Origin of the sequence: Kitasatospora atroaurantiaca (assembly GCF_007828955.1) — a bacterium.
Lineage (GTDB): Bacteria > Actinomycetota > Actinomycetes > Streptomycetales > Streptomycetaceae > Kitasatospora > Kitasatospora atroaurantiaca.
In genome coordinates, this window is record NZ_VIVR01000001.1 from 355,923 (window position 1) to 378,699 (window position 22,777).

A 22,777-nucleotide genomic window follows, 5' to 3' on the forward strand; every position below is an offset into this window, starting at 1 on the left:
TCGTCACTCGTCATCCCGCCCAGGCCGATGCGATCAAGCCCTGGCAGTACCGCTCCACCCACCGACGAAAGGAGTGAGCCTCCGTCGTCCTGGCTGCTGATCAACCCACGAAGAACCTCGAAAGCCGACCACTTGGCCCCATCCCCGGGGGCGCCCTCGCTGAGGTCGTGCCGTCGGAGGTGCCGGCCGACCAGGGCAGGCGCCGGCTGTCAGCGGGAGGACGTACTCTCACGTCCTGTGACGACCGTGTCGAAATCCGCACCGCCACGCCACGCGCCCGGCTGGATCGCCACCGGCCTGCGCTGGCGGGGCGGCCTGCCGTCGCTGACCGCCGTCAACGGGCGGCGCGAGCACGAGCGGGTCGCCGGCGCCGGCACGGCCGTGAGCTGGCTGGTCTCCGGGCCCAGACGCTGCACCGGAGTGTGGACCGCCGGCAGGTACCACCCGTGCCCGCACCTGGCGATCATCGAGCCCGGCGCCAAGGCCGTTCAGTGCGAGGCCTGCCAGGGCGCGGACCTCGGGCTCGCGCTCGCGCGGGACCAGATCCTCGACGACGGCCGGACGTACCACCTGTACCTCGCCTGGTTCGGCAGGGGCATGCTCAAGGTGGGCATCACGGGTGAGCAGCGCGGCACCGCGCGCCTGCTGGAGCAGGCAGCCCTGGCCTTCACGTTCGTCGGGCGTGGCCGGCTGCCGGGGGTGCGCCGGGCCGAGCTCACGGTCGCACAGGCCGGCCTGGCGCGCGAGCGGCTGGCCACCAGGGCGAAGGCCGAGCGCTGGTGGGGGCTGCCCGACGCCGAGCAGCGGCGGCAGGAGTTGGTGGAGCTGCGCGCCGGAGCGCTGAGGGTCCTGGACGGCCATGCGATCGAGGTCTTCCCGGCCGGGCCGGTCGTCGACCACGTGGAGCTGTTCGGGCTGGCAGACGGCGCTCCGCCGGTCTACCGCGAGGTAGCCGCTCTCAGCGACGGCGCCACTGTCGCCGGGACTCTCCGCGCCCCGGTGGGCAGACACCTCTTCCTCGACACCGATCAGCACGAGCCCCCGCTGCTGCTGGACACCCGACTGCTGACGGGGTGGACGCTGGCCCCGGCGGAGCGGGTGCCGTGCGGCGGGCTCGACCTGCAGTTGTGCAGGAAGCCCGAGGAGCCGGGCGCCCAGGAAGCACTCTTCTAGGCACCCGGCTCCGGGTGGTGCGTGGTGATACCGCGTCAGGCCCAGGGGCTGACGGCCTGGAAGGAGCTGTCCGCGCGGAAGGTGTCGGTGTCCTGGTAGACGTCCGTGCGCAGTTCGTAGTTGTAGTGGCGGATGTAGCGGCCGGGGTAGTTGTACGACTCCAGCGAGACGGATCCTGCGGCCGAGCCGGGGCGGGCGCAGAAGGTCGCGTCACCGCGGAAGGTGGCGGTGCCGTCGTTGGTGCCGAGGCGGAGCTTGAAGTCCCAGTGGCGGAGGTAGCGGCCGTCGGCGCTGCGGAAGGAGTAGCAGTTGGCGTCGGCGAGGCCCGCCACCACGGTGACGGTCGCGTCCCCCTTCACGGTCGCAGAGCTGGATGCGTCCACCGGGTCGAGGTAGCCGAGTCCGTCGCGAGAACTGACGTACCTGCTCGGGTAGTTGACCGACTGGAGCGAGCGGGTGACGCCGGTGGGGAGGGTCACTCCGCCGGGGACGGTCTCCTTGAGCACGGTGAAGTGCCGGGCGAAGCCGCTGAGTCCGGGCAGTTCGGTGGGGGTGCTCCAGGTGGTGAAGCCGTCGTAGCTGTCGCTGTAGTAGTACTTGTGGGCGCTGTAGCCGTCGTAGTAGATCCGCCAGCCGCCGTTGTCGAGCGGGACGAGGGCCGGACCCTCGACCCAGTTGCCCCAACCCGCCCAGTTTCCGGTGCCCTTGAAGGTGTAGGGGCCGCCGAGGCTGGTGGCGGTGGAGTGCTCGATGTACTTGGTCGTCTCGTTCTTGCTGAACGCGTGGTAGGTCGAGCCGACCTTGACGACGAAGGTGTCGATGTAGTTCGGCGCGATGCCGGCCAGCGCGGTGGGGGTCGTCCAGGTCGTCAGGGCGGCGTTGGTGGCGGTCAGCTTGTACGGCTTGAAGTCGCTGCCGGTGGTCGAGAGCGAGACGATCACGTTGACGCTGCCGTCGGTGTCGACGAACCACTCCGGGGCCCAGGCGCTCTTGATGCCGGTGAGCGGGATGGTCTGGTTCCCCAGGAAGGTCCAGTTCACCCGGTCGGTGCTGGTCGCGAACCCGATCGTGTTGCCATCCCAGTTGGTGGTGTAGGTCAGGTAGTAACGGCCGTCGGTGTGCCGCATGATGCTGGGGTCGCGGATCAGGCCGGTCGGGGGTGTGTATGCCGAGGCCTTGAGCAGGCGGTAGCCCGTGGCGTCCGGCGACTCGTAGACGTACATGTTGGACTCGCTGGTGTTGGTGAACGCGGTCATGGTGTACCGCGTCGCCGTGCCGGCCGGTGGTGCGGCCGCGTGCGCGGTGCCGGGCAGACCGACGACCGCGACGGCCATCAGGGCGGCTGCCACGAAGCCACGGGCGCACTGGACGAGCTTGGACAACGTTGTCCTCCTGGTCGGAGCCCGGCCGCGTCCGGAAGGGGGCGCGGCCGGACGGTGGTCACTGCTGGTAGAAGGTGGCGTCGCCCTTGGCCGGCGTAGTGCTCACGGGCTGGACGTAGAGCAGGAAGTTGAAGTGCCGCAGGTACTGGCCCGCCGTGCTGTACGACTCGTAGGAGACGCCCGCGGAGTCGGCGAGGCCCGCGCGCTGGTAGAAGCTCGCGCTGTCCTTGAAGGCGGTGGTGCCGTCGTTCTTCTCGACCCAGACCTCGCCGTTCTTGCTGTGCAGGTAGTAGCCGGGGAAGTTGGCGGACTCCAGGGAGACGGTGCCGCTGCCGGAGAGCCCGGTCACCGTACGGAACTGCGAGTCCGCGAGGTTGGTGACGTTCGGCTCCAGCTTCGCCCGGAAGTCGAAGTGGCGGATGAAGTAGTCCGGATAGTTGTACGAGGAGAGCCGCTTGGGCGTGACCCCGTCCGCGACCGGAATTCCGAAGTTCGGCGTGCCGTCGGCGTTCCAGTAGAGCTTCTGGACGCGGGTGCGGCGGTTGGGGTCGTTGAGCGGGTCGCCGGTGATGTCCTTGTAGTTGCGGTCGTGGTAGACGAGGATGTCGCTCTTGCCGTCCTCGGAGGTGGTGAACTGGTTGTGGCCCGGGCCGTACTGGCCCGTCGCGGCGTTACTGGTGAACACCGGGGTCGCGCTCTTCGTCCAGGAGGCCGCGTCGAGCAGGTTGCTGGAGGCCGGGGCGGAGAGCAGGCCGAGGCAGTAGTTGCTGTCGGTCGCGGAGGCCGAGTAGCTCAGGAAGACCTTGTCGCCGTGCTGGATGAGCGCCGGGCCCTCGTTGACCTTGTAGCCGACCGTCTCCCAGCTGTACGTCGGCACCGTCAGGCGGGTGGGCGTGCCGGAGATGGTCCAGGGGTTCGTGAGCTTTGCGATGTAGACGTTGGAGTTGGTGGCGATCGCCGGGTCCTTCTGGGCCCAGCTGAGGTAGCGGGTGCCGTTGACGACGAAGGTGGTGGCGTCCAGCGCGAAGCTGTCCATCGGGGTCGCGATCTGACCCTTCTCGGTCCAACTGCCGGTCAGCGGGTTGGCGCTGGAGCTCTCCAGGACGTACATCCGGATCTTCCAGACGTCGTCCGAGCTGCCCGCGGCGAAGTAGACGTACCACTTGCCGTCGATGAAGTGGATCTCCGGCGCCCAGACGTGGTTCGCCATCGCGCCGGTGGCGTGCTTGGTCCAGATCACCGTCTCGGGGGCGGTGGACAGGCCCTGGATGGTCGTCGCGCGCCGCAGGATGATGCGGTCGTACTCGGGGGCGGTGGCGGTGAAGTAGTAGTAGCCGTCGGTGTGCTTGTAGATCTGGGCGTCGGCGCGCTGGTTCACCAGGGGGTTGGTGTACGAGACGGCGGGCGAGGCGGGTACGGCGGCCTGAGCGGGTGCGGGCAGCAGCAGGCCGGCGACCAGGGCCGCACCGGTGGCGAGGACGCCGGGGAGCAGGCGTGTGCGGGTCACGGTGGTGTCTCCTCGTGCAGGGATGGTCAGTTGGCCTTGAGCTGCCACTGCTGGCAGGCGTTGTTCAGCCAGGTCCACTGGCGGACGTCGGTACCGTCGGCGGTGCCGCAGTTGCTGACGTCGGCGACCTTGCCGCTGGCCGCGTTCACCAGCCGGACCCAGCCACTGTCGGTGACGACCATCCGGAACTTCTGGCATGCGTTGTTCAGCCACGACCACTGACGAATGTCCGCACCGTCCGCGGAGGAGCAGTCCGCGACGTCCAACACCTTGCCGCTCGCCACGTTCACCAGACGGCTGGTGTCATCGCCCTGGTCCTCGATCCGCCACTTCTGCGCATCCGCACCGTTGCACGACCACTGGCGGACGTTGGCACCGTCTGCCGAGGAGCCGTTCTCCAGGTCAAGGCACTTACCGCTGTTGCGGTTCACCAGCGTGTACGAGGTCGGCGTCGCCGCCGTCTCACCCGACGGCCCGGCCAGTGAGGTGCCGGTCGCGACGGGGGTGCCGAAGTTCGGTGTGCCGTCGGCGTTCCAGGTGAACTTCTGCGCCCGGGTGGTGCGGGCGTTGCCGCAGCCGGCCGTGGCGGAGCTGTTCGCGTGGTAGACGATCCAGTTCTCCGTACCGTCCGGCGAGGTGAAGAACCCGTTGTGGCCCGGCCCGTACACACCCGCAGCATCGTTGCGCTGGAAAACCGGCGTCGACTTCTTCGTCCACGAGGACGCCAGCAGCGGGTCGGTCCCGGTGTACTCCAGCTGGCCCAGCTTGTAGTCGGGGGTCTGGCAGTCGGAGGCGGAGAAGGTGATGAAGGTCCGGCCGTTGTGGTAGAGCGCCTCGGGCCCTTCGTTGACCAGGTTCCCCTGGGTCTCCCAGCTCAGGCCGGGCGTCGAGATGACGCTGAAGCTGCCACTGATCGTGTACGGGTTGCTCAGCGGGGCGATGACCAGGCTCTGCGGGCTGCCGTTGATGAAGCCGCTGCCGAGCAGGTAGAGGTTGCCGTTCAGCTGCAGGACGCTCGCGTCGATCAGCCAGCCGCCGGGGGTGAGGTTGGAGCCGGTGAGGATGTTCTTGTAGACGTACGGGCCCATCGGGTCCGTACCGACGCTCTCCAGCACGTGGGTCCGCTGCGAGTCGCAGCACTTGGACCCGACCTGGCCGGCCGAGTAGTAGAGGTACCAGTGGCCGTTGAAGAGGTGGATCTCGGGGGCCCAGATGTTGGTGCCCCGGGACGGCGTGGTGTCGGACCAGACCTGGACGCTCGGCGCGGCCGAGATCCCGGCCAGGGTCGGGGACTTGCGCATGGTGAGTACGCCGGTGAAGGTCGTGGTGATCAGGTAGTAGTTGCCGTCGTAGTACTGCAGCCAGGGGTCTGCCCCCTTCTGCGACTTCACCGGGTTGGTGTACGTCTGCCCGGCGGCCGCCGTCGCCGGCTGGGTCAGGGTGGTGCAGAGCAGCGCGAACAACGCGATCACAAGAGCGAACCATGTGCGGGTGCGGGTCACTTCGGTCCCTTCTGGACGGTGGCGCCGCTGCAGCGGGGGGATACGCGGCGCTCACCCGCGAGCGAATGCGCGGTCTCAGGAGGCTGAAGGCCGTGGATACCGCCGGCACTCAGGTCCGCATTCCAACCGCGTTGCGCGATTGTTAACGCTAACAGTCGGCCACGTCAAGTGATCGTGCCGGATCCCCCTGCGGTCCACGAGCAGCGAGCCACATGACTACGCCCCCTCCGAATGGCTCGGAAGGGGCGCTGGGCGGTCATCCGGTCAACGGCCGGGGACCGCCGAGGTCGCGGTCATCGCGGTGGCCCGGCGGAAGCCGGCTCCGCCGGGGACGCGCCGTCCGGCGCAGACGCCGCGAGGTGCGGGTACTCCGCCGAACGGTGCTGGAAGGCAAGGATCTTGGGGTTCCGGATGACGCCGTCGCGGATCTCGACGGCGCGGCGGACGGTCTCGTGGGACTCCCAGGTGCTGGGGCCGGTGAGCACGGCCCGCACAAAGGGCAGCAGAGCCTCGCTGTTCTCCCAGGTCGCAGAGTCCCACAGATAGGACGGGCTGTGATCCACGCCGTAGTAGCGGACGTTGTCGCCCACGACGAAGGTCGGCTCGCTGAACGAGGTCGGCCGCGCCCAGCCGAAGCCCATGCCCTCGTCGCAGGAGACGTCGATGACCAGGGTGCCCGGGGCGAGCAGGTCGAGGTCGTCGTCGTCGATGAACATCAGCGGCGCATCGGTGTCCTGCAGTACGCAGTTGACGATGATGTCGTGCTCGGCGAGGAACTCGGCCAGCGGTACCCGGCCGTCGTCGGTCAGGGCGTAGCTGCGGCGGGGATCGGAGTCGTCGTGGTCGAACTGAACGATACGCGCGGAGTGGATCGGTGAGCTGACCGCGGTGACGCCGCGCTGGGTGAGGACGTCGACGTCGTGAACGCCCAAGGCGCTCAGAGCCGTCACCGCCCCTCGCGCGGTCGCACCGAAGCCCAGGACGGCGGCACGGAGCCGGCGGCCGTAGTCACCCGTCGAGCCGATGAGCTGCAAGGCGTGCAGGACCGAGGAGTAGCCGGCCAACTCGTTGTTCTTGTGGAAGACGTGCAGGTTGAACGAGCCGTCGTTGGTCCAGTGGTTCATCGCCTCGAAGGCGATCAGGGTCAGCTTCCGGTCGATGGCGATCTGGGTGAGCTCTTCGTCCTGGACGCAGTGCGGCCAGCCCCAGAGAACCTGCCCGTTGCGCAGTTCCGCGAGGTCCTCCGGCAGTGGTTTGGCCAGCAGGATGACGTCGCAGTCGGCGATGAGCTGCTCGCGGGATCCGAACCCGGCGACCAGGGGTGCCAACTGTGCGTCGGAGATGCCGAAGCGCTCTCCGTAGCCGTGTTCAAGAAAGATGCGCCCCCGAAGGTCGGGGTCGATCCGCTCGAAGTGTGAGGGGTGAATCGGCAGTCGACGCTCGTTCTCTTTACGTGACTGTGCCATTACTCCGAGATTGAGCTGGTGCACGCAGGCCCCTTTGATTGCTGCCTGTCTAGCACACTTCGTCCGCGGTGGGCTCCCGGGTCTCGGCCCAGGAGGCGAGCGGGACGGCCGCGGAGTGCGTCGCTGAACTCGCTCACGCAGAAGATCCGCCCCGGCCCAGCCGCTCACCGATCGCAGCGCGGCCCGACGACCACACGTCGGCCGGCCGGCTACGCGACGGAGGCCCGACCGCGGACGGACCCCGCTGCTGCACCTCCTGTGCCGACGCGCTACCGGCCCGCTCGCGCAGCCTCGACCACTCCTGAAGCTCGATCAGTACGGGCCGCTCTCGGCCTCGAACTGCGGCTTGAGCCCGAACACGTCCCGCTAGAAGCGGTGGACGGCCGGTTGCAACCTGCGGATCCGGTCGAGGCTTCCGGCCAGGAGGTCGTCATGGGTGATGGCAAAGTCGCCGTTGGGCAGGGGCTCGTGGCCGAAGTAGCTGCCCATGACGGTGCCGGGGAGGAACTCGTACAGCTGATCAGGCATGTCGATGGGGTAGTTCACGGGCGTGCCCCAGTCGTACGAGGCCTCGTCGGTGCCGAACAGGACCCAGTGGTCGGCGGGTACGGGAGTGTCCGTGGCCGGAACCCCGCCGGTGTGGCAGTCCAGGGCCGGGGCCGTGAGCAGGTCCGGCTCCAGGGGTTGGTACCACAGCAGAAGCGGGCCGGCTCTCTTCGCATCGGCGTTGTCGAAGCAGCAGACCACGATCGTGTGGTCCGGGTAGTGGTCCGCGTAGAACCGCAGCAGTTCGGGATCGAGACGGGGGCGTTTGCGCGAGGGCACTTGGGTCAGCGCAGCCGGGATCCGGGTCGCGTCGTCGGCGAGCAGTACGGTGTAGATGTCGTGGTCGAACACCTGGACCGGGGTGCCGGTGCCCGACCCCCTCGACCGGTCGGTTGCGCCCCGTGTCCGTGGGCGTGCCGCATCCACCATGCGGGACAGGATTTCGGGGCAATTGCCCGCGGAGAGGAAGTTCTCGCGGGTCATGGAGTGTGCGGGCAGATGGAGCAGCATGGCGTTGGTACCGGCGGCGAGGTTGACCGCGGTGTTCTGGTAGCCCAGTACGTGGATCAGCCCGTGCTGCGAGTGATGCCGACGTCCGATGAACAGGGTGGTGCCGAAGAACTCAGCATGGTCCGTAGAGACACACATGGGCTCAACCTAGCGGCAACCGCGGGCCTTTGAGGAGAGGGTTGAACCCTCGGTCGGCTCGCAGCCGACCGAGGGCAGAGGTTGAGGAACAGGCTCGGCCCGCAGCAGCAGGCTCAGCTCCGGTCCGCCGAGAAGCGGTAGACCGTTGTCGAGCGGTACTCCTCCCCCGGGCGCAGGACGGTGGAGGGGTAGGCCGGCCGGTGCGGGGAGTCGGGGAAGTGCTGGGTCTCCAGGGCGATGCCCGCGTACGCCTTGTACGCGCCGCCGCCCGGGCCGGTGAGCGAGCCGTCGAAGAGGTTCCCGGTGTAGATCTGCAGGCCGGGCTCGGTGGTCAGGCACTCCAGCCGCCGACCGCTGGCCGGGTGGCGCAGGACCGCTACCGTCCTCGGCCCGTCGCCCTCGTCCGGGCGCAGCACCCAGTTGTGGTCGTAGCCGCCGCCGGCCAGCCACAGCTGCGGGTGGTCGGCGGAGATCCGTTCGCCGACCGGGCGCGGCTCGGTGAGGTCGAAGGGTGTGCCGGCCACCGGGGACGGCGGCCCGTACGGGATCAACTGCCCGTCCACGGGCGTGTACTGGTCGGCCTCGACCTGCAGGACGTGGTCGAGGACGGTGCCGTTGCCCTCGCCCGCAAGGTTGAAGTAGGCGTGGTTGGTCAGGTTGACCACGGTCGTGGCGTCGGTGGCGGCGGCGTACTCGATCGTGAGCGTTCCCGAACCGTCGAGCAGGTACGTGACGTTGACCGTCAGGCCGCCCGGGAAGCCCTGGTCGCCGTCGGGGCTGTGCAGTTCGAGGCGGACGCCGACGCGGCCCGGCTCGCGTACCTCGACGGCGTCCCACAGACGAGTGTCGAAGCCGTCCGGGCCGCCGTGCAGGGTGTGCCCGCTCGGCTGGGTCAGCAGGTGGTGGACGGTGCCGTCGAGCGGCAGTTCACCGCGGGCGATGCGGTTGGCGTAGCGGCCGACGGTGGCCCCGAAGTAGCAGGCCTCCCCCAGCAGGTCGGCCACGCTCGCGCCGCCGAGCACGACGTTCGCTCGCCGCCCGTCCCGGTCCGGGGCGTGGACGGCCTGCAGGCGGGCGCCGAGGTTGAGCACCTCGGCCGTCACGGTGTCCTGGGAGCCGAACACCCAGCGGTCGATCTGCCGCCCGTCGGGAAGGGTCGCGTACGGCTCCCGGCGGATCGTCACGCCTTCCTCGCCGGGGTGCTTCGGTGCGATGGTCATGAGGTGATGCAACTCCAGGTGGAGGGAGGAGCGGCGTCCGGCACGGTCGGACGCCGCCCCACGGACCGTTGCCGTCAGAAGCCCTGGGCCAGGCGGTGGTAGGCCTGGTTCCAGCGGATCTCCTTGGTGAACTGGCGGATCGTGGTGTCCGCGTCGATGACAAGCAGCTCGGTGCCGAGGATGTCGGCGAGGTCGCCCAGCTCCTCGGCGCCGATCGCGCTCGAGAGCACGGTGTGGTGCGGCGCACCGGCGGTGAGCCAGGCCTCGGTGGAGGTGCGCAGGTTCGGGCGGGGCTGCCAGACCGCACGGGCCACCGGGAGGTTCGGAAGCGGCTCGGCGGGCTCGACCACGTCGATCTCGTTGGCGACCAGGCGGAAGCGGTCGCCCATGTCGGCCAGGCCGACCACCACGGCCGGGCCGGTCTGTGCGTCGAAGACGAGGCGGACCGGGTCCTCCCGGCCGCCGATGCCCAGCGGGTGGATCTCACAGGACGGCACGCCGGCCGCGATGGTCGGGCAGACCTCCAGCATGTGCGCGCCGAGGATCAACTCCCGGCCCGGCTCGAGGTGGTAGGTGTAGTCCTCCATGAAGGAGGTGCCGCCGGGCAGGCCGGCGGACATCACCTTGAGCGTGCGCAGCAGGACGGAGGTCTTCCAGTCGCCCTCGCCGCCGAAGCCGTAGCCGTCGGCCATCAGCCGCTGGACCGCCAGGCCGGGCAGCTGGCGCAGACCGCCCAGGTCCTCGAAGTTGGTGGTGAAGGCGTTGAAGCCGCCGTCCGTCAGGAAGCCGCGGAGTCCGAGTTCGATCCGGGCGGCGTAGCGCAGCGAGTCGTGGCGGTCGCCGCCCGCACGGAGTTCGGGAGCTACGCGGAAGGTCTCCTCGTACTCCTTGACCAGTTCGGTCACGTCGGCGTCCGTGCTCGCGTCGACGGCCTCGACCAGGTCGTTGACGCCGTACGTGTTCACCGAGACGCCGAAGCGGAGTTGGGCCTCGACCTTGTCGCCCTCGGTCACGGCGACGTCGCGCATGTTGTCGCCGAAGCGGGCCAGCTTGAGGCTGCTCAGCTCGGCCCGTCCGGCCGCGGCCCGGGCCCAGGAGGCGATCCGGACGGCGACCGACGGGTCGGTGACGTGTCCGGCGACGGTCTTGCGGGCGACGCCGAGGCGGGACTGGATGTAGCCGAACTCGCGGTCCCCGTGGGCCGCCTGGTTCAGGTTCATGAAGTCCATGTCGATCGAGGACCAGGGCAGTGCGACGTTGGCCTGGGTGTGCAGGTGGAGCAGCGGCTTGCGCAGCGCGTCCAGGCCGGCGATCCACATCTTGGCCGGGGAGAAGGTGTGCATCCAGGCGATCAGGCCGATGCAGGCGTCGTCGGCGTTGGCGTCCAGGCAGATCCGCCGGATCGCGCCGGCGTCGGTGAGCACGGGCTTCCAGACGACCCGGACGGGGATGCCGGAGTCGTCGTCCAGCGCGTCGGCGATCTGCCGGGACTGGTCGGCCACCTGCCGCAGGGTGTCCTCGCCGTACAGGCCCTGACTACCGGTCAGGAACCAGACCTCGCGGCCCTCGATCGACTTCATGGGGTGATCTCCTTAGCGGGCAGCGGACTGCTGGCCGTACACGTTCTGGTAGCGGTAGTTGAGCCGGTCGATGTCGTCCTGCGCAATCGGCAGGGGTTCGCCGAGCTGGCGGGAGATGTGGACGGTGCGGGCGACGTCCTCGCACATCACGGCGGCCTTGACGGCGGCCTTGGCGTCCTTGCCGATGGTGAAGACGCCGTGGCTCTTCATCAGGACGGCGGGTGAGCGGTGGCCCTGGAGGGTCTCCACGATGCCCCGGCCGATGGAGTCGTCGCCGATCAGGGCGAACGGGCCGACCGGGATCTCGGCGCCGAACTCGTCGGCCATGGCAGTGAGTACGCAGGGCACGGCCTCGCCGCGCGCCGCCCAGGCGCAGGCGTACGTGGAGTGGGTGTGCACCACTCCCCCGACCTCGGGCATGTGCCGGTAGACGTAGGCGTGCGCGGCGGTGTCGGAGGACGGGGAGTGCTCGCCCTCGACGACCTTGCCGTCCAGGTCGCAGAGGATCATGTTCTCGGGTGTCAGCTCGTCGTACGAGACACCGCTCGGCTTGATCACCAGCAGGTCCTCGCCGGGGACGCGGGCGGAGACGTTGCCGGCCGTCCAGACGACGAGGTTGTAGCGGACCAGTTCCTGGTGGAGGTCGCTGACCTGGCGGCGCAGCAGATCGATCGGGGACGTCATGGGTCAGACCTCGCTGTTCCGGGAGAGGGCGGCGTTGCGCTGTCGGCGCAGGCGGTGCAGCTGCTTGTCGGGGCCCGTGCCGAAGTGTTCGTGCAGGAGGCGGTACTCGGCGTAGAGGGCGTCGTAGGCGTCGGCGCGGGCGGTGTCCGGCTGGTACGCACCGCGCTGCACCCGGCCCATGGCCGCGGCGGCCGCCCGGACGTCGGGGTGGGCGCCGGCGGCGACCGCGGCGTGGATGGCGGAGCCGAGCGCCGGGCCCTGGGCGGATTCGGCGAGCGAGACGGGCCGGCGCAGCACGTCGGCGTAGATCTGCATCAGCAGGGCGTTCTTCTTCAGCCCGCCGGTGACGATGAACTCGGTGACGGGGACGCCGCCCTGCTCCAGGGCGTCGACGATGGTGCGGGTGCCGAAGGCGGTGGCCTCCAGCAGGGCGCGGTAGATCTCCTCGGGGCGGGTGGCCAGGGTGAGGCCGATGATGACGCCGGAGAGGTGGTGGTCGACCAGGGTGGAGCGGTTGCCGTTCATCCAGTCGAGGGCGACCAAGCCGTGACCGCCGACGGGCTGGTCGGCGATCTTGCGGGTGAGCAGCTGGTGCAGGTCCTCGCCGCCCGCCTCAGCCTCGGCCAGGTAGTCGGCGGGGACGCCCTGGCGCAGCCACCAGGCGAAGATGTCGCCGACGGCGCTCTGGCCGGCCTCGTAACCGAAGGCGCCTTCGACGATTCCGCCGTCGACGACTCCGCAGATGCCGGGGACGTCGGCGAGGGTGGCGCCGTTGACGACGTGGCAGGTGGAGGTGCCCATGATGGCGAGGAGTTGGCCGTTCTCGACGGCCTGGGCGGCGGGGGCGGCGACGTGGGCGTCGACGTTGCCGGTGGCGACGGCGATGCCCTCGGGCAGGCCGGTCCAGGCGGCGGCCTGGGCGGTGAGCGAGCCGGCCCGGGAGCCGAGGGGCGAGAGCGGGTGCTCGAGCCGGGTGCGGGCGAAGTCGGCGAAGTCGGGGTGCAGGGCGGCGAGGTAGTCCTCGCTGGGGTAGTGGCCGTCCTGGTGGATGCCCTTGTAGCCGGCGGTGCAGGTGTTGCGGGTCTCGACGCCGGTGAGCTGCCAGACGATCCAGTCGGCGGCCTCGATCCAGCGCTCGGTGGCGGCGTAGGTGTCCGGGTCCTCCTCGAGCAGCTGGAGTGCCTTGGCGTACTGCCACTCGGCGGAGATCTTGCCGCCGTAGCGGGAGATCCACTTCTCGGCGCGCAGGTGGGCGAGGTGGTTGATCCGGTCGGCCTGGCCCTGGGCGGCGTGGTGCTTCCAGAGCTTGGGCCAGGCGTGCGGACGGTCGCCGAGCGCGGTCTCGGCGAGCGGGGTGCCGTCGGCCCGTACGGGGAGGACGGTGCAGGCGGTGAAGTCGGTGGCGATGCCGATCACGGCGGCCGGGTCGACGCCGCTGGCGGCGACGGCGGCGGGGACGGCGGTGCGCAGTACCTCGCGCCAGTCCTCGGGGTGCTGCAGGGCCCAGTCGGGCGGCAGGATCTGGCCGGTGGTGGGGAGTTCGCGCTCGATGACGCCGTGCGGGTACTCGTGGACGGCGGAGCCGACCTCCTCGCCGTCGCGTACGCGGACCACCACGGCCCGGCCGGAGAGCGTGCCGAAGTCGACACCGACGACGTAGCTCTCCGCGTCCTGGGTGGGAGGAGTCACGGTCACTTTCACATCCTTCGTACGGAGCTGGTGCGCTGATGCCGGCCGCCGGGCCACCGCGTCCCTGCGGAGGTCCGGCGGCCGGCCGCCGTTCCGCCGCCTCTCCCTCAAGAGGGGCGGAACGGGTGCCGCCGGCCGGTCGGACGGAAGCGGGGGAGTCGGTCCGGCCGGCGGAGTGGGTGGCCGCTGCGGGAGCGGCTCGGACAAGCGCGCACAGTGATTGTTAGCGCTAACAATTTGCCTGTCAAGACCAGCCGCAGGCCGGCCGCAGGGCGGTCAGGCCTTGCGGCGGCCGACGATCAGGCGCTGGAGCAGGATGAACACGAACAGCAGGCCGCCGATCACGATCCTGGTCCACCACGAACTGAGCGTGCCCTGGAAGCTGATGACCGTCTGGATCAGGCCCAGCACCAGCACCCCGAGCGCGGTGCCGAGCAGGTAGCCGGAGCCGCCCGTCAGCAGCGTCCCGCCGATCACCACCGCGGCGATCGCGTCCAGCTCCAGGCCCACGGCGTGCAGCCCGTAGCCGGAGAGCATGTAGAAGGTCAGCAGCACTCCCCCGAGCGCCGAGCAGAACCCGCTGATCGCGTAGACCGCGATCTTCGTCCGGGCGACCGGGAGGCCCATCAGCAGCGCGGACTGCTCACTGCCGCCCAGCGCGTACACGTTCCGGCCGAGGCGGGTGTAGTGCAGCACCACGAAGGCGATCGCCAGCACGCCGACGGCTATCAGGACGCTCGGCGAGACGAACAGGTCGCCCGGCAGCGGGATCCGGGTCTGCGCGAAGGCGGTGTAGGTGGGGTCGGTGATCGAGATCGAGTCGATGCTGATGGTGTAGCAGAGGCCGCGGGCCAGGAACATCCCGGCGAGCGTGACGATGAACGGCTGGATCTCGAAGGTGTGGATCACCCACCCCATCACGAACCCGGCGCCCGTCCCGACCACCAGCACCAGCGGGATCACCAGCAGCGGCGGCCAGCCGTGCTGCTCCACCAGCCAGGCGGAGATCATCGTCGAGAGCGCCACCATCGCGCCGACCGACAGGTCGATCCCGCCGGTCAGCACCACGAAGGTCATCCCGACCGCGACCACCAGCAGGAAGGCGTTGTCGATCAGCAGGTTGAGCAGCACCTGCCCGGAGAAGAAGCCGTCGTACTGGACCGAGCCGGCGCTGAACATCGAGACCAGCAGGACGGACGTGACCAGCAGCGGAATGTACTCGCGGCCACGGCCACGGGCCAGGGCGTTCGAGGTCATGCCCCCACCTCCTCGGGCTTCAGCGGCTGCGGCCGCGCGGTGTGCTTGGCCGACGACCGCCGGCGGGCGGCCTTGGCGCGGAAGGCGGGTGACTGGATCAGGCAGACCGCGATCACCACGAAGGCCTTGAAGACCAGCGTGGTCTCCGGCGGGATGCCGATGGTGTAGACGGTGGTGGACAGGGTCTGGATGATCAGCGCGCCGATCACCGTACCGCCGAGCGAGAACCGCCCGCCGGTCAGCGAGGTGCCGCCGACCACCACGGCCAGGATGGCGTCCAGCTCGATCCAGAGCCCGGCGTTGTTGCCGTCCGCGCTGGAGACGTTGGAGCTGATCATCAGCCCGGCGACGGCCGCGCACAGCGCGCTGAAGACGTACACCAGGCCGATCAGGCCCATCGCCCGGATGCCGACCAGCCGGCTTGCCACCGGGTTCCCGCCGACCGACTCCAGCAGCAGCCCGAGGGCCGTGCGCCGGGTCAGCAGCGAGGTCAGCAGGACGACCGCTCCCGCGAGCAGGATCGCGAACGGCATGGTCAGCCAGTAGCCGCCGCCGATCAGCTTGTACGGATCGCTGGTGACGGTGATGATCTGACCGTCCGTCACCAGCTGGGCGACGCCGCGTCCGGCCACCATCAGGATCAGGGTGGCGATGATCGGTTGGACACCGACCCTGGCCACCAGCACGCCGTTGGCCACCCCCAGCACCAGGGCCACCACCAGCGCGATCGCGACCGCGCCGAGCACCGTGCCCACGCCGGCCGGGTCGGCCGCCTCGCTGATGTGCAGGCAGGCCAGGGCGCCGGCGATGGCGACGGTGGAGCCGACCGAGAGGTCGATGCCGCCGGTCGCGATCACCAGGGTCATGCCCAGGGCGACCAGGATCAGCGGCGCGCCGAAGTGCAGGATGTCGACCAGGCTCCCGTACAGGTGCCCGTCCTTGATCCGGATCGCGAAGAAGTCCGGGGTGAACGCCAGGTTGGCCAGCAGCAGCGCCACGAGGACGACGGCGGGCCAGAAGAGGCGGTGCTTGGTCATGACTGGGCTCCGCTTGCGATCGTCGTCATGATGCGCTCGGGGGTGAGCGAGCCGTCGTTCGGCAGCTTGGCCACCAGCCGGCGGTCCCGCAGCACACCCACCCGGTGGCTGAGCCGCAGCACCTCCTCCAGCTCGGCCGAGATGAACAGCACGGACATGCCGTCACCGGCCAACTTGGCCACCAGCTTCTGGATTTCTGCCTTGGCACCGATGTCGATCCCGCGGGTCGGCTCGTCCAGGATCAGCAGCTTGGGGTCGGTGATCAGCCAGCGGGCCAGCAGCACCTTCTGCTGGTTGCCGCCGCTGAGATTGCGCACCAGCGCCTCGGGGTTGTCCGGGCGGATGTCCAGGGCCCGGATCCAGCGCAGTGCGATCTCGTCCTGCTTGGTACGGGAGAGCGGACGCGTCCAGCCCCGGGCCGCCTGCAGGGCGAGGATGATGTTCTCCCGCACCGTCAACTCGCCGACCAGACCCTCGGTCTTGCGGTTCTCCGAGCAGAAGGCGATGCCGTACGAGATCGCGGCGCGCGGTGTGCGCAGGGTGGCGTCCGCGCCCTCGATCCGTACCGAGCCCTGGGTGCTGTGGTCGGCGCCGAAGAGCAGTCGGGCCGCCTCCGTCCGACCGGATCCCAACAGACCTGCCAGGCCTACGACTTCACCGGGGCGGATGGTCAGGTCGTACGGCTCGATCGCGCCCTTGCGGGCGAGGCCGTCGGCGCGCAGGAACGGCGTGGTGCCGGCCGGTGCGGCGGGCTCGCGGCGGGTGCTGCCGGACAGCTCCTCCAGGCTCGCCAGTTCGCCGCCGATCATACGGGCGACCAGGTCGACCTGCCGGAGCTCACTGGTCAGGTACTCGCCCTCCAGGCGCCCGTTGCGCAGGATGGTCATCCGGTCGCAGATCTCGTAGATCTGGTCCAGGAAGTGCGAGACGAACAGGATCGCCACGCCCTGGTCGCGCAACCGCCGCATCACGGCGAACAGTTGGCGCACCTCGTCGCGGTCCAGGCTGGAGGTCGGCTCGTCCAGGATCAGCACCTTGGCCGAGACGTCCACCGCCCGGACGATCGCGACCAGCTGCTGGACGGCTATCGAGTAGCTGTTCAGCGGGGCCGTGACGTCGATGTCCAGGTCGAGATCAGCGACCAACTCGGCGGCGCGGCGGCGAAGTTCGGACCAGTGGATGAGGCCGAACCGGCGCGGCTCGCGGCCGATGAAGATGTTCTCCGCGACCGACAGGTTCGGGCAGAGGTTCACCTCCTGGTAGACCGTGCTGATCCCGGCCAGCTGCGCCTGCAGCGGGCCGGAGATGTGGACGGTCCGGCCGTCCAGGACGACCTCGCCGCCGTCCGACTCGTAGACGCCGGTGAGGACCTTGATCAGGGTGGACTTGCCTGCGCCGTTCTCACCCATCAGCGCGTGCACCTCGCCGGGGAAGAGCCGGAAGTCGACCCCGTCCAGCGCCAGCACGCCCGGGAACTCCTTGCGGATCCCGTGTACTTCCAGGACCGGTTGCTGTGCGCGTTGCGCCGGCATCCGCCCCTCCTCTCGTGGTCGGGGACCGGGGGCGCTGGTCACTGACCCGCGCCCCCGGTCTCCGGGCCGGTCAGTACTGGCGGTTCGGCAGGGCGGCCGCGGCCTGGTCCTGGGTGAAGACGCCCTCCTCGGTCTTGATCCGGCGCGGCACCTGCTCGCCGGCCTTGACCTTCTTGATCAGGTCCATCAGCTGGTCGCCGAGGAGCGGGTTGCACTCGACGTCGACGTTGATCTTGCCCTGGCTCATCGCGGTGAAGGCGTCCTTGACGCCGTCGACCGAGATGATCTTGATGTCGGTACCGGGCTTCTTGCCGGCCTCCTCGATGGCCTGGATCGCGCCGAGGGCCATGTCGTCGTTGTGCGCGTAGAGCACGTCGATCTTCGGCTGGGACTTCAGGAAGGCCTGCATGACCTCCTTGCCCTTGGCCCGGGTGAAGTCACCGGTCTGGGAGGCCACGATCTTGAACTTGGAGTCGGCCTTGATGACGTCGGTGAAGCCCGCCTTGCGGTCGTTGGCCGGGGCGGAGCCGGTGGTGCCCTGGAGCTCCACGATGTTCACCGCGTCGGTCTTGCCCTGGTACTGCTTCACCAGCCAGTCGCCGGCCCGCTTGCCCTCCTCCACGAAGTCGGAGCCGAGGAAGCTGGCGTAGAGCGACTCGTCCTTGGAGTCCACCGCACGGTCCGTCAGGACGACCGGGATCTTGGCGTCCTTGGCCTCCTTGAGTACGGTGTCCCAACCCGACTCGACCACCGGCGAGAAGGCGATGACGTCCACCTTCTGCTGGATGAACGAGCGGATCGCCTTGATCTGGTTCTCCTGCTTCTGCTGGGCGTCGGAGAACTTCAGGGTGATGCCGGCCTTCTTCGCCGCGTCCTGCACGGACTTGGTGTTGGCGGTGCGCCAGCCGCTCTCCGCACCGACCTGCGAGAAGCCCACGGTGAGCTTGTGACCGGAGCCCGTACCGTCGGCCGAGCTCCCGCCGGAGCCGCCGGACCCGCAGGCGGACAGAACGGCGACCATCGCGCTTGCGACCAGGGCCGCCGCAGCTCTCTTGGACATCTTGGGGTTCCTCTCGGGTGGGGGGCGCCGTTCCCGCGGGGCGATGCGCAGCCCGGTCCGGCGTGGTTCGGGCAGCACCTGGTCCGCGTCGTTCGTGTGAACGGGAGGTGGCACTGCCGTTTCGCTCTTGTGAGATTGTTAACGCTAACAATTCGACGGACAAGAGGTCGGGTGTCCCGTTACCCAATCTTGACCTGGTGGGGCCCGGCCGAGTGAATCCGTTGGGAGTGCGCCGAGTTGGCTACCGGTGGCCGGTTGCAGTGGCCCGAGTCGACTACCGGCGAGCGGCCGGACCCGCACTCCGGCGCAGCACCATCTCCGGCGAGACCAGCACATGGCTGCGCGCATGGCCGACGCCGGCCAGCTCCTCGACCAGCAGCTCCAGGGCACGACGGCCCAGCTCGCCGAAGTCCTGGCGCACGGTGGTCAGGGGCGGCGCGAAGTACGCGGACTCGGGGATGTCGTCGAAACCGACCACGCTGATGTCGCCCGGGATCGACCGGCCCGCCTCGTGGAGCGCACGCAGCAGTCCCAGGGCCATGTGGTCATTGGCGCAGAACACGGCGGTGACCTCACGGTCCTCCGCGATCCTCAGCCCCGCCTCGTACCCGGAGCGGGCGCTCCAGTCACCGCTCTGGACCTGCGGGACCTCGGCGCCGACCGCCTCCAGCGCCTTGCGCCAGCCGTCCTGCCGGGTCTTGGTCTCCAGCCAGCCCGCCGGCCCGGCCACATGGTGCACGGTTTCGTGCCCGAGGTCGAGCAGGTGACGGGTGGCGGCCAGCGCACCGGCCTCGTTGTCGACCGCGACCACCGGCACCCGGGACTGGCTGCCCGACCCGACCGCCACCACCGGCACCGCGCTGGACAGCTTCGCCACCGCGCTCACCGCCGAGATCTGCGGCGCGATGACGACGATGCCTTCGACGCCCTGGTCACGCAGCCGGTCCACCGCCTCCTGGACGGAACGGCTGTCGAGCGAGCGCAGGCTCGCCACGCTGACGAAGTACCCCGCGCTGCGGGCCGCCTGCTCGATACCGTCCAGCATCGAGGCGGGGCCGTAGAGCGCACTGCCGAAGCTGACCACACCGAGGGTCTGCGAGCGCCGGGTGACCAGCGCCCGGGCCGCCGAGTTGGGACGGTAGTCCAGCTCACGGATGGCGGCGAGCACCCGTTCACGGGTGTCGGGCCGGACGTGCGGCGCACCGTTCAGTACTCGCGACACCGTCTGGTGGGACACGCCGGCCACCCGCGCCACGTCCGCCATCACAGGCTGGCGCGGTTCCGGCTCGGTGCTTGCAGTTCCCACTCACGGCCCCCTCATCGGTCTCATCGGTGCCACGGCACGGCGGTCCGGCCCTGGGTCGGTACCACGGCTGGTGACGCAGAGCTGGACAGGCACTACGACTGTCTCACGAGTGCTCACGAGAGTGTATTTGTTCGCGATCACATGACAAGGCTTCGGCGCCCTGCAGCTGATCACGAAGAGCTCGGGGCCAGGGCCTGCCCGGCCGACGCCGGGCCCCGGTGAGCAGCACCTAGGGCGGCCAGGGCGGTACAGGCCGGGTCGTGCACCGCGAGGCGTTCCAGGACGGGGAGCGCGCGATCATCGCCGAGAGCGCACAGGCCCAGCAGCGCAGGTCGGGATTCGGGCAACCGACGGAATTCGCTGACCTGGTCACTTACGGCTCTGATCATGTGCAGATCCCGCAATGAGCCAGGGGGAGTTCCACCGAGTCCACGTGGCTGGGTTCCGCGGGCGCGGCGTCTGCCGTGCTCAATGGGGGGCGGCGGACCTGCTCGGAGAGCTGGGGATAGGATCCGCGAGCGTCGTTGCCCCGTTCGGGCTGGCCATGCCCTGTGGAGGGATCTTCCGATGACGTTTCGGCTGCGCGCTGTCCGCGCGCTCGTGCTGCTGGCCGGCTTCTATCTGATGGGCGTGGTTCTGCTAGCGGCCATGGCGGTGCTCGACTGGCTGCTGGTGACACGGCTGCTCACCGAGCGGGCGGCCTGGTTCGAGGGCACGGTCCTGACCGTCACCGTCTTGCTGGCGGTGGCGATTCTGCGGGGTATGTTCGCCTCTTTGCGGGCCGGGCGTCTGGGCCCGGTGCCGCACGCGGTGGCGGTCACGCCGCAGGACCAGCCCGAGCTGTGGGAAGAGGTGCGCGCCGCTGCCGAGGTGACGGGGGAGCGGCCGCCGGACGAGCTCTACCTGGTCGCCGAGGTCAACGCGGGGGTCGCCGAACAGAGCCGCCTGCTGGGGCTGTTGCCCGGACGGCGCCGTATGCTCCTGGGCCTGCCGCTGCTCGCCGGGCTGACCGTCCCGCGGCTGCGCGCCGTCCTCGCCCACGAGTTCGGGCACTACGGCAACCTCGACACCCGGCTCGGCGGTGTCACGATGCGCGGCCGGGAGGCAGTACTGCACACGGTGGAGGTGTTCCGCGGGGGCAGCACCCAGTTGCACTACGCGATCGGCGCCCTGTACGTCGGCTACGCCCGGATGTTCCTGCGGACCTCGCAGTCCATGGCCCGCCACCAGGAGCTCGCCGCCGACCAAGTGGCCGCCCGGCACGCGGGCCGCGACGCGACGGTCGCTGCGCTGCGCACCCTTCCGGTGCTCGACGCCGTGCACACCCACTACCTGGACACATACGCCGCGATGGGCGGGCCGCTGGGAGCACTGCCGCCGGTGGGCGAGGTGCACGGCGGTTTCCGACGGCTGCTCGCCGCCCGGACGGCGGAGCGGCTCGCTGTACTCTCCGCCGGGCAGCGCCCGCCGCGGCCGCACCGGTACGACTCGCACCCGCCGACCGCCGAACGGATCGCCCTGATCGAGAAGCTGCCCGCCGACGGCCGGACCGACGGGTCTTCCGATGAGCCGGCCGCGGTCACCCTGCTGCACGACCCGGACCGGGTGTTCGCCGCGCTGGAGGCGCGCACGCTGCCGCCGGAGGCGATGCGGCTGCGGCGCATGAGTTGGGACGACCTCGTCATGGCCCGCGCGGTCGCCGACGCCGAAGGCTGGTCCCGGCCGCTACGGGTCGCCGTGGCCAGGGCGCTGCGCTCCTCGGCGCAAGGCGCAGACGGGCCTGCGCCCGTACGCCGGGATGCCACGGCCAAGGGGGTGCCGGACGACGAGTTGCCCGGCCTCGAGGAGGTACTCAACGCGTTCGACCGCGGCCTGCTGTGGATGGCGGTCGCCGACCGCATGCCCAAACCGCCTCGGGCGGCGCGGCTGATCGGGCCGTCGGCCCGCAACTTCATCCGGCCCAAGGTCTTCGACGGGCTCGCGGGCATGGTCCATCTGCGCCTCGCCGGGGCCGGACACGCCACCCCTGACATCGCCTGGTCGGGGCAGCCCGGACTCGCCCTGCCCGAGGCATGGGAGAAGGACATGGACGACGCCCTCGACGCGGCCGTCGCCGACATGCCCGACACTGCGCCCCTACGCGCCCTGCTCGCCGACACCCCCGGCGTGCCCGCGTAACCGCCGTTCGAAGTTGCGATCCCCCACACCGCCCAGGTGGTGGGGTTCAGGTTTTGCGAACCTGGCCAGTGGAGCTGGTGGCCGGGCCAGCTGGACGGCACGGGCCGGCCGCCCGGGCACAAGACACCATGGCCGTGACATGGGGGTACCTTCCTCGGACCGTCCTCATTCCGTCACCCCGCAACACCTCATTTCGTCGGTTCCGCCACCCGTCAGCCGGGCGGCGCCGGGCCTCGCTGGCAGTTCGGGCACCAGAAGGCGGGGCGGTCGCGGTCGTGCGGCGCCGTGCGGACGGGGGTGCCGCAGCGGAGGCAGGCGCGGCGGGCGCGGCCGTACACCCAGTTCTGCCGGCCCGGCTGGGTGTTGCCCGTGGTGACGTGGCCGTGGCGGAGCTTGTTGGCGTCGAGGAGTTGATGGGCGCGGGCCAGCAGGCGTTCGAGCGTGGTGACGGTGCCGACCGGTGTCCACGGGGTGAGCCCGGCCATGAAGCAGAGCTCGTTGGCGTAGACATTGCCGATCCCGGCGAGGTTGCGCTGGTCCAGGAGCGCCTCGGCGAGCGGGCGCTCAGGCTGCGCGCCGATCCGTCGCAGCGCCTCGGCGATGCTCCAGTCCGGGCCGAGCAGGTCGGGACCGAGGTGGCCCACGGCGTTCGGCTCGTCGGCGGTGCGGAGCAGCTCGACGACGGGCAGGCGGTAGCCGACGGCCGTACGGTCCCCGGTCCCGAGGATCGCGCGGATCTGGTGGGAGGGCCCGCCGCTCCAGCGTTCGCCGGGGCGGTAGAGCTCCCAGCGGCCGTCCATCCGGAGGTGGGTGTGGAGGGTGAGGCCGCCGTCGAAGCGGGTCAGCAGGTGCTTGCCGCGCGGGACGACCTCCAGGACCCGCCGGCCGGTCAGGTCGGCGGTGGCGTGAGCGGGCACGCGCAGGTCCGCGCTGGTCAGTACCTGGCCGGCGAGGGCCTCGTGCAGGAGCGCGGAGACGCGGAAGACACTGTCACCTTCGGGCACTCCCCC

General features: G+C 70.0%; 17 protein-coding genes. 2 read left to right on the forward strand and 15 right to left on the reverse strand.

Translation table 11 applies throughout. The features are described 5' to 3' along the window. The first annotated feature begins 246 nt into the window (after positions 1-246). The gene (locus FB465_RS01605) at positions 247-1,173 is read left to right on the forward strand and encodes a DUF2797 domain-containing protein (protein WP_145786917.1); all 927 of its coding nucleotides are present in this window, start codon (positions 247-249) and stop codon (positions 1,171-1,173) included. Between the two features lie 35 nt (positions 1,174-1,208). Here the strand turns inward: FB465_RS01605 and FB465_RS01610 are convergent, their stop codons facing one another. The 14 genes from FB465_RS01610 to FB465_RS01675 all read right to left on the reverse strand — a co-directional run bounded on the left by FB465_RS01610 (position 1,209) and on the right by FB465_RS01675 (position 19,547). After that, a complete protein-coding gene (locus FB465_RS01610) occupies positions 1,209-2,507 on the reverse strand; it encodes a glycoside hydrolase family 43 protein (protein ID WP_145797075.1) in 1,299 nt (432 codons plus the stop codon). A 106-nt stretch (positions 2,508-2,613) separates the two neighbouring features. Beyond that, positions 2,614-4,062 carry a family 43 glycosylhydrolase gene (locus FB465_RS01615; RefSeq protein WP_425461113.1) on the reverse strand — a complete coding sequence of 483 codons (1,449 nt, stop codon included), beginning with the start codon at positions 4,060-4,062 and terminating at the stop codon, positions 2,614-2,616. Between the two features lie 26 nt (positions 4,063-4,088). Next, complete coding sequence (locus FB465_RS01620) at positions 4,089-5,564, reverse strand: family 43 glycosylhydrolase (RefSeq protein WP_145786919.1); 1,476 nt, start codon at positions 5,562-5,564, stop codon at positions 4,089-4,091. Between the two features lie 293 nt (positions 5,565-5,857). Beyond that, positions 5,858-7,054, reverse strand: coding sequence for a N(5)-(carboxyethyl)ornithine synthase (locus FB465_RS01625; protein WP_145786921.1), 1,197 nt, complete (start codon positions 7,052-7,054; stop codon positions 5,858-5,860). Positions 7,055-7,396: 342 nt separating this feature from the next. Then, positions 7,397-8,224, reverse strand: a complete 828-nt coding sequence (locus FB465_RS01630; RefSeq protein WP_145786923.1) for a hypothetical protein — start codon at positions 8,222-8,224, stop codon at positions 7,397-7,399. 113 nt (positions 8,225-8,337) lie between these two features. Next, the gene (locus FB465_RS01635; RefSeq protein ID WP_145786924.1) at positions 8,338-9,444 is read right to left on the reverse strand and encodes an aldose epimerase family protein; all 1,107 of its coding nucleotides are present in this window, start codon (positions 9,442-9,444) and stop codon (positions 8,338-8,340) included. Positions 9,445-9,518: 74 nt separating this feature from the next. Next, positions 9,519-11,024 (reverse strand): L-arabinose isomerase, encoded by a 1,506-nt coding sequence (gene araA, locus FB465_RS01640; protein ID WP_145786927.1) that lies wholly within the window; start codon positions 11,022-11,024, stop codon positions 9,519-9,521. 12 nt (positions 11,025-11,036) lie between these two features. Next, entirely contained in the window at positions 11,037-11,708 is a 672-nt protein-coding gene (locus FB465_RS01645) for an L-ribulose-5-phosphate 4-epimerase (protein WP_145786929.1), read from the reverse strand. Between the two features lie 3 nt (positions 11,709-11,711). Further along, positions 11,712-13,403: a ribulokinase gene (locus FB465_RS01650; protein WP_246192445.1), complete on the reverse strand. Its 1,692-nt coding sequence runs from the start codon at positions 13,401-13,403 to the stop codon at positions 11,712-11,714. Positions 13,404-13,673: 270 nt separating this feature from the next. Further along, the gene (gene yjfF, locus FB465_RS01655) at positions 13,674-14,654 is read right to left on the reverse strand and encodes a galactofuranose ABC transporter, permease protein YjfF (protein WP_211785698.1); all 981 of its coding nucleotides are present in this window, start codon (positions 14,652-14,654) and stop codon (positions 13,674-13,676) included. After that, positions 14,651-15,691 carry an ABC transporter permease gene (locus FB465_RS01660; protein ID WP_145786933.1) on the reverse strand — a complete coding sequence of 347 codons (1,041 nt, stop codon included), beginning with the start codon at positions 15,689-15,691 and terminating at the stop codon, positions 14,651-14,653. The genes yjfF and FB465_RS01660 overlap by 4 nt, the downstream gene beginning before the upstream one ends. After that, positions 15,688-17,223, reverse strand: coding sequence for a sugar ABC transporter ATP-binding protein (locus FB465_RS01665; RefSeq protein WP_145786935.1), 1,536 nt, complete (start codon positions 17,221-17,223; stop codon positions 15,688-15,690). Before FB465_RS01665 ends, FB465_RS01660 begins: the two co-directional genes overlap by 4 nt. A gap of 70 nt (positions 17,224-17,293) precedes the next feature. Further along, a complete protein-coding gene (locus tag FB465_RS01670; protein WP_145786937.1) occupies positions 17,294-18,283 on the reverse strand; it encodes an ABC transporter substrate-binding protein in 990 nt (329 codons plus the stop codon). A gap of 274 nt (positions 18,284-18,557) precedes the next feature. After that, on the reverse strand, positions 18,558-19,547 hold the full coding sequence (locus FB465_RS01675; protein WP_145797078.1) for a LacI family DNA-binding transcriptional regulator: 990 nt from the start codon (positions 19,545-19,547) through the stop codon (positions 18,558-18,560). A 609-nt stretch (positions 19,548-20,156) separates the two neighbouring features. Between FB465_RS01675 and FB465_RS01680 the strand changes: the two genes are divergently transcribed. Then, positions 20,157-21,767, forward strand: a complete 1,611-nt coding sequence (locus FB465_RS01680; RefSeq protein ID WP_145786939.1) for a M48 family metallopeptidase — start codon at positions 20,157-20,159, stop codon at positions 21,765-21,767. A 212-nt stretch (positions 21,768-21,979) separates the two neighbouring features. Here the strand turns inward: FB465_RS01680 and FB465_RS01685 are convergent, their stop codons facing one another. After that, positions 21,980-22,771 carry a DNA-formamidopyrimidine glycosylase family protein gene (locus tag FB465_RS01685; RefSeq protein ID WP_145786941.1) on the reverse strand — a complete coding sequence of 264 codons (792 nt, stop codon included), beginning with the start codon at positions 22,769-22,771 and terminating at the stop codon, positions 21,980-21,982. Positions 22,772-22,777: the final 6 nt, after the last annotated feature.